Source organism: Streptomyces lushanensis, from assembly GCF_001700515.1.
GTDB classification, from domain to species: Bacteria; Actinomycetota; Actinomycetes; order Streptomycetales; family Streptomycetaceae; genus Streptomyces; species Streptomyces lushanensis.
In genome coordinates, this window is the sequence record NZ_MAUD01000136.1 from 1 (window position 1) to 7001 (window position 7001).

Here is a 7001-nt window from a genome sequence, read left to right on the forward strand (position 1 = left end):
GCCGCGTCCGATCCCGCGCCGTGGCCGCGTTCGCGCTGAGCGAGCCCGGCGCGGGATCGGACGCGGCGGCGCTCGCCCTGCGGGCGGATCCTGACGGCGACGGCTGGCTGCTGACCGGTGAGAAGCGCTGGATCTCCAACGCTCCCGAGGCCGACTTCTACACCGTCTTCGCGCGCACGGGCGGGAGCGAGGGAGCCCGGGGACGGGGGATCACGGCCTTCCTCGTACCCGCCGACCGGCCAGGACTGACGGGCAGCGCGATCGAGATGCTCGCGCCGCACGCCATCGGCGCCCTCGTCTTCGACGCCGTTCCCGTGACCCGCGAGGATGTCCTGGGCGAGGAGGGCCATGGCTTCCGCGTCGCCATGGACACCCTGAACCTCTTCCGTCCCAGCGTCGGCGCCTTCGCCGTGGGCATGGCGCGCGCCGCTCTGGACGCCACGCTCGAACACACCGCCCGGCGCACGGCGTTCGGCGGCCCGCTGAAGGATCTCCAGGCGGTCGCGCACCAGGTCGCGGAGATGGCGACACGTACGGAGGCGGCGCGGCTGCTCGTCCACGCGGCGGCCGAGGCGTACGACACGGGCGCGCCCGATGTGCCGCGCCGCTCGGCGATGGCCAAGCTGTTCGCCACCGAGACCGCGCAGTTCGTCGTGGACACCGCCGTCCAGCTCCATGGCGCCCGCGCACTCCAGCGCGGGCATCCGCTGGAGCATCTCTACCGTGAGGTGCGGGCGCCTCGGATCTACGAGGGCGCCAGCGAGGTCCAGCGCACCATCATCGCCAAGGAGCTGTACAAGGAACGCCGCGCGAGCGCGGAGCGCCCGAGTCCGGAGCGCCTGGACCCGGAGCGCGCCGACCCGGGGCACGAGGACCCGGAGCGCGCGGATCCGGGGCGTACGAGCGCGAGTCGTACGGACCCGGAGCGTACGGAGCCGGGGCGCGCCGGGCCGGAAGGCGCCCGACCGGAGCGCCCGAGGCCGGAGCGCACGAGTCCGGAGCCCGTGGAACCGAAGCATGTGGAGTCCGCGCCGGCCGGGGAGCGGGCCGTATGAGTCTGGAGCGCGTCAATCCCGCCGGGCTCTCGCCCGCCACCGGCTTCTCGCACGCCGTCACCGCCACCGGCGGTCGGCTGGTCCTGCTGGCCGGACAGACCGCGCTCGACGGCGACGGGAAAATCGTGGGGCGGACTCTTCCCGCCCAGTTCGAGAGGGCACTCGGCAATCTGCTGGCCGCGCTCGCGGCGGCGGGCGGCGGGCCGCACGAGCTGGCCCGGGTGACCGTCTACACCACGGATGTCGCGGACTACCGCGCCCACGCGGCCGAACTGGGCGCGGTCTGGCGCCGGCTGGCGGGCCGTGACTATCCCGCCATGGCGGTGATCGGAGTCGTGCGGCTCTGGGACGAGGAGGCGCTGGTCGAGCTGGACGGTATCGCGGTCCTGCCCTGACCGGTTCACCACGGCCGGCCGTGCCCGTCCCCCCGTGGGTACGGGCACGGCCGGCGGCGGAGACGCCGACCTCCGGCTGCGTAACCGCCGACCTCCGGCGGCGAAACCGCCGACCGCCGACCTCCGGCCGCGGAGTGCCGTGGGCCGGCTGCCGCAGCCCCCAGCCCGCCCACGGCACTCGGCTCCGGTCAGGCGGTGATGGGCGTGGTCTGGGTGCAGTTCTTCCACTCGACCCAGGGGCGGGCGCCGCCGCTCTGCGGACCCGTGGCATAGGTGGGGTCGCCGGTGATGGTCTGTGTCTTGCTCTCGTGGGTGATGTCGATGCCGAAGAGCTTGAAGCCGAGGCTGACCTGTCCGGCGGAGATGCCGAAGCCGATGCCGAGCGAGGCGTTCCACCAGTCGGTGTTCGCCTTGTAGTCGAGGCGTGAGAGCTTGCCCTTGTCGTGCAGGAGGCGTTCGAGGGGCCCCGCGTCGTCGCTCAGCGCCTCGGCGGCGTCCGACGGGGTGGGCAGCGGGTTGCTGGCGGGGGCGTCGCCGCGTCCGCGCAGCCAGTCCTCGACCGCGGTGCTGTCGGCGTCGTTGTCGAGGGTGACCTCGGCCGACAGCGCCTGAATTGGCCGGGCAACGACAAAGCCCCGGGCCGTCGGCCTGGGGCTTTCATGCGGAGCGGGTGACGAGAATCGAACTCGCGCTCTGAGCCTGGGAATCACCCCGAACTTCGGCTGGACAACGGCCTCTGGCCTGGGGTGATGCTCGTTTGTGGCCGTTCATTCAAGGCTTCGGTGAAGCCCCTGGTGGCCGCTGTGTACCGACGGTACTGGCACGTTGTGGCACGGCCCCGTTGTGCTGAGTCCTGGGAGACGGTCGGTCCGGTCGGGGAACTGGGCGCTGGTCCACCTGGATGTGGCGGCTCCTCGGAGTGAGAGGGGGGAGGGTAGGTCCGCTGAGGCTGATGTGCTTTCCCGGCCGGTCGGTCGGGCGGGCGGATCAGCGTAGTCCGGCGAAGAGATCGTTCTCGGGTACGGCCGCCTCGGTGGCGTCCTGGACGCGTACGAAGGTCTCCATGCCCATCAGCTCGCCGAACCTCTCCTTGCCCATCTTGAGGAAGAAGATGTTCTCGCCCTGACTGGCGTGTGCGGCCAGCGCGTCGAACTTCTGACCGCTGAACGCGGTGGTGTCCACCCACGTGGTGACCTCATCGTCGGGGAGGCCGATCTTGGCCATCGCGGCGGCCTCGGCAGGATCCGGCTCCGGCATGTCCGGATGAAACTCGCGCATTGTCTCCCCGAACCGCTGCATCATCGAGCGGGGCATCGTCGTCCAGTACACCTTCGGTGTCAGCGCGGTCATCTCCAGCGCCGCCATGGTGATGCGGTGCGCCTGGATGTGGTCGGGGTGACCGTAGAAGCCGTTCTCGTCGTAGGTGACGACCACATCGGGTCGGTAATGCCGCATGAGTTCCGCAAGCCGGGCGGCGCCTTTCTCCACGGGGGTCTGCCAGAAGGATCCGGGGGCGTCGTTGCTCGGCCAGCCCATCATTCCGGAGTCGGCATAGTCCAGCATCTCCACATCGCTGACCTTCAGGACGTCGCAGCTCGCCTTGAGTTCTTGGCGGCGCAGCAAGGCGACGGCCGCCGGATCGTGACCGGGATCGCCCGGCTTGACACCTCCCGGTCCGTCGCCGCAGCTGCCATCGGTGCACGTCACGAGAACCGTGCGGATGCCTTCCGCCGCGTACCGCGCGAGGACCCCACCGGTTCCGGTGGCCTCGTCGTCAGGGTGGGCGTGTACTGCCATGAGCGTCAGGGGCCGGTCGGTCATGAAACAAGTCCTCCTGCAGAGATACGTCTTGATCCGAGTGCACGGCGGGCGTACCGCGACCCCGAGAACCCGGATCCAGGTGGGGCGGACGACCTCGTGGTCTCCGCGTTCCCCGCCTGTGCGGCGCCGGTCCCTCGGTCGATGCAACCGTGTCGACCGGGTCGGCTGTTCCCGGCGCGGCTACCTCGGCTTTCCAGGCGCCGACGTGTCTACGCGTACTAGGTCCTGTCCGGCGGATCTTCGTGGATCGGGCCCCGGCGTTCGGTGGAGGGGGTACCTCCCGTGCCGTTCAGGCCACGGGGGAGCATCGCGAGGCGGAGGATCGTTCTCGTACCGGACGTACTTGGACGTACTTGGACGACTCCGACAACGCGGCGAGGTGCCGTGCCGGGCGTCGCGGACCCGCGAAGATCCGCCGGACAGGGCCTAGGTGTATTGACCCGCGGGGGCGCCGGCGCAGGCGCCGGCGCCAATGACGCAGCCTTCCGCTGCGCCGCATGCCAGTAGGCCCGTGTCCGGCACGGGCTCGGCCGGCGCCGCCCGCCGGCTCGTGCTCCCCACCCGGCTCCCGACGCGCTGCCCAGTTGCCAACCTGGCTCCCCCGAAGGGCACTTATGGCGGGCGGAACTACGCGCAGATTTTGAGAGATACTGGACAAACAATCGAACCCAGGTCTCTGACCTGGGGCTTCTTTGGAGCGGGTGACGAGAATCGAACTCACGCTCTGAGTTTGGGAATCACCCGATACTGAAATGCGTGTACAGCCACTGACCTGTGAGGATGTGCGTCAACGCTCAGCCTGACCGGGCGCGTGGGCTCCTTTGATGACCGCTGTTTACCGCCCCTACTGGCACGCTGTGGCACAGCCTCCTGCGAGGGGGCAGGGTGAGACGGTTGATCAGAGGCTCGAATGCGGTGATGGTGCCGGCGTCCGAGGGGCCGCCGTCGCCCGCCGAGAATGCGTGGCCCACCGCACTGGGGAAGGCTCAAGCGCGGAGCGCGGCCTTGACCATGGGGGAGGCCGGCCCGAGATGCGGCGACGACCTCCCACGGTGGCCGCTCCGGGCGCCCTCGCCTGACCCCCTCGGGTGAGCGCGCCTTCTCCGCGCGGGAAACTCCCCCCTCATCTGTCACTTGCATGTCATACGCTGCCCAGTAGCAGCCGCGCACCCCGCGTCACCCGCTCCGCGGATACATCCGGGTGCTGCGCGGTGCTCTCATCTCCCGGTCATCCACCGGGGTTTCTCGTGGGGGTAAAACGACTGTGCGTACGCGCAGCATCTCGACCGCGACAGCGCTAGCGGTCCTCTTCAGCTCGGTGGTACTGAGTGTCGCCGCGGCCGGTCCCGCGTCGGCGGTCACCGTGACCATCGGCTCGCCCGCAGGCATCGTCGTCGACGGCATCGGACAACGGGTCTTCGTCGGCGACGACACGAACGACAGGATCATCGCCGCCGACTACAGCGGCAAACTTCTCGACTCGGTGAGCGGCATCGACGGGATCTTCGACCTGGCTCTTTCCGACGACGGCACCACCCTGTACGCGGCGGCGCGGGTCAGCCACGAGATCGTGGCCCTCGACGCGGCCACCCTCGACATCAAGGCCCGATACCCGGTGGCCACCAGTATCGGCCCGCTGTACGTCGAATTCACGGGGGGCAAGGCCTGGTTCACCTACGAAGACCAGTTGAACGGCCACGGCAACCTGGGCTCGGTCGACCCGGCCGATGGGACGGATCCGGTGACGCTCGGAGAGCTCTCCCGTGATTCCGGAGTCGGGGGCGGGCCGTTCCTCGACTCCGACCCGTCCGCACCCGGACTGCTGGCCGTCGGCGCGACCGACTTCTTCGACATGACCAAGGACCTGATGGCCGTCGTCGACGTCTCCGGCGCCACGCCCCAGGTGACCGCCTGGCACAACGGCGACTACTCGCTGAACTATGTCAGCGACATCGACCTCGTGCCCGGTTCCCCGCAGGTGTTGGTCGGCGGCACGGACCGGCACGCCTATGCAGACGAGAAGTTCACCGCTGCCGGCGCTTACCCGGCCGGGCAGCGCGCGGACATCGCTCCGAACGGTCTGGTTGCCCAGATCAGCGACGCGAAGGTGTCGGTCTACCGGCCCGGCGCGACCAAGCCGATCCGCACATACGCCGCCGACACCTCCGTCCTCGCCTGGGCCCCGGACGCCTCCCGGATCTTCGCGCTCGTGAGCTCGCCCGGCGGCTACACCCTCAAGGCGCTCACCGACCCAACGCTCAACGTCCCGAGCCTGACGGTGAACGCACCGTCGACCGCCACACGCGGCAGCAAGCTCACCGTGACCGGGAAGCTGTCGGCGACAGTGCCGCTGCCGAGTGGCGCCAAACTGCAGCTCACCCGCTCCGACCTGGAGAGCCCCAAGGGCAAGTCGCTGCCCGCTCTCACGCCGAAGGCGGACGGCTCGTACACCTTCACGGACACCCCGCTGGCCGGCGGCACGGTCACGTACAAGGTCGCCTACGCGGGCGACGCCGCGCACCTGGCGGTCAGCGCGTCCGACAAGGTCACGGTTCCTCTCACGAAGCCGACGCTGACCCTGAACAAGAACGGCAGCGTCTACAACTACGGCACCGATGTCTCCTTTACCGCGCACCTCGGTTCGACGTACAAGAACCGCACGGTCGAGATCTGGGCGAACCCTTTCGGCGGCGACAAGCCCAACAAGCTGCTGAAGACCGGGACGGTCAACTCCAGCGGCAACATCTCCGCGACGGTGGACATGACGCGGGACACGGAAGTCACCGCGGTCTTCAAGGGGGACACCCGCATCGCGCCCAGGACGGTCAAGTCCACGGCGTACGCCCGGGTCAATGCCTCCACCGCCGTTTCCAAGCACTACAAGACGGCCAAGATCGGCTCGACGTCGTACTACTGGTTCCACAAGAGCACCGATCCGCTGCTGACCACGACCATGTCTTACTACAAGGGGCGCAAGCAACGTTTCGACCTGCAGGTCTACTCGGGCGGAAAGTGGTATTCCGCCGCCTCGGAGTACTTCGCGCTCGGCACGAACGGAAAGTCGGCCGTGTCCCTCGAAGCGCCGGGGAGGTCCGGGATCAAGGCGCGGATGCGGTCGGTGTACGTCAACGGGTCGTCCGGCGACACCGTGAACTCCACGACGTATGGCTCTTGGAAATACCTGTACTTCTCCAACTAGGCCGTTCCGTCCGGATCACTTCACGGAGCCGATGTTTGGTGAAGGGCTCTACCGCTCGCGGTGGGGCCCTTCGAGGTTCGTTGCACGGCGCGGCGCGCACCCGGTCGCCGGGGGCTTCACCATGTCATCGATACTCGAGGCGGGCATGGCGACCAGCGACGCTGCCGCATCCCGAGACGATGCAGCCCAAGGCGCGAGTTCCGATGGCTTCACAGCTGTCCGGAAGACGCGTGGCCCCTCAGTCGTCGCGTGAGCATCCACTGCTTTGCTCTTGGACGGTTACTTCGGTGCGGAAGAGTCGGGCTGGGGATGCCCCCCGAGCCTGTTTGGCGCCCGCTCCCTCGTGGAGGGCAGGCGGTTGCCCGGTCCAGTGGACTGGCGCGGATGCCGCGAGGCGCGCTCTGGTCCTTTCCGTGGAGCCCCATCGCGCGACTGGGGCACGTGGAGGGCACGCGGTACCTCAAGAGGTCTAGACAACAAGAAAGGCCCCGATCGCTGACCTGGGCCTTCGTCGTGGAGCGGGTGACGAGA

General features: G+C 69.0%; 5 protein-coding genes. 3 read left to right on the forward strand and 2 right to left on the reverse strand.

Annotation, left to right across the window (positions count from 1 at the left end):
* Nucleotides 1–1055 (forward strand): acyl-CoA dehydrogenase family protein (locus tag BFF77_RS12925; RefSeq protein ID WP_245703387.1); only part of this gene is annotated, 1055 nt, incomplete at its 5' end.
* The gene (locus BFF77_RS12930; protein ID WP_066948061.1) at nt 1052–1450 is read left to right on the forward strand and encodes a RidA family protein; all 399 of its coding nucleotides are present in this window, start codon (nt 1052–1054) and stop codon (nt 1448–1450) included. The genes BFF77_RS12925 and BFF77_RS12930, both read left to right, overlap by 4 nt.
* Before the next feature lie 188 nt (nt 1451–1638).
* On the opposite strand, the gene BFF77_RS12935 is transcribed toward BFF77_RS12930, so the two are convergent.
* Complete coding sequence (locus BFF77_RS12935) at nt 1639–2160, reverse strand: hypothetical protein (RefSeq protein ID WP_066948063.1); 522 nt, start codon at nt 2158–2160, stop codon at nt 1639–1641.
* 277 nt (nt 2161–2437) lie between these two features.
* Nucleotides 2438–3271: a PIG-L family deacetylase gene (locus tag BFF77_RS12940; protein WP_066948066.1), complete on the reverse strand. Its 834-nt coding sequence runs from the start codon at nt 3269–3271 to the stop codon at nt 2438–2440.
* A gap of 1264 nt (nt 3272–4535) precedes the next feature.
* On the opposite strand from BFF77_RS12940, the gene BFF77_RS12945 reads away from it, so the two are divergent.
* On the forward strand, nt 4536–6470 hold the full coding sequence (locus BFF77_RS12945; protein ID WP_066948069.1) for a YncE family protein: 1935 nt from the start codon (nt 4536–4538) through the stop codon (nt 6468–6470).
* The last annotated feature ends 531 nt before the right edge of the window (nt 6471–7001 follow it).

Bases quoted from the DNA above. Each gene is read 5' to 3' on its own strand.
- BFF77_RS12930 (WP_066948061.1), top strand. From the start codon at position 1,052: ATGAGTCTGGAGCGCGTCAATCCCGCCGGGCTCTCGCCCGCCACCGGC.
- BFF77_RS12940 (WP_066948066.1), bottom strand. From the start codon at position 3,271: ATGACCGACCGGCCCCTGACGCTCATGGCAGTACACGCCCACCCTGAC.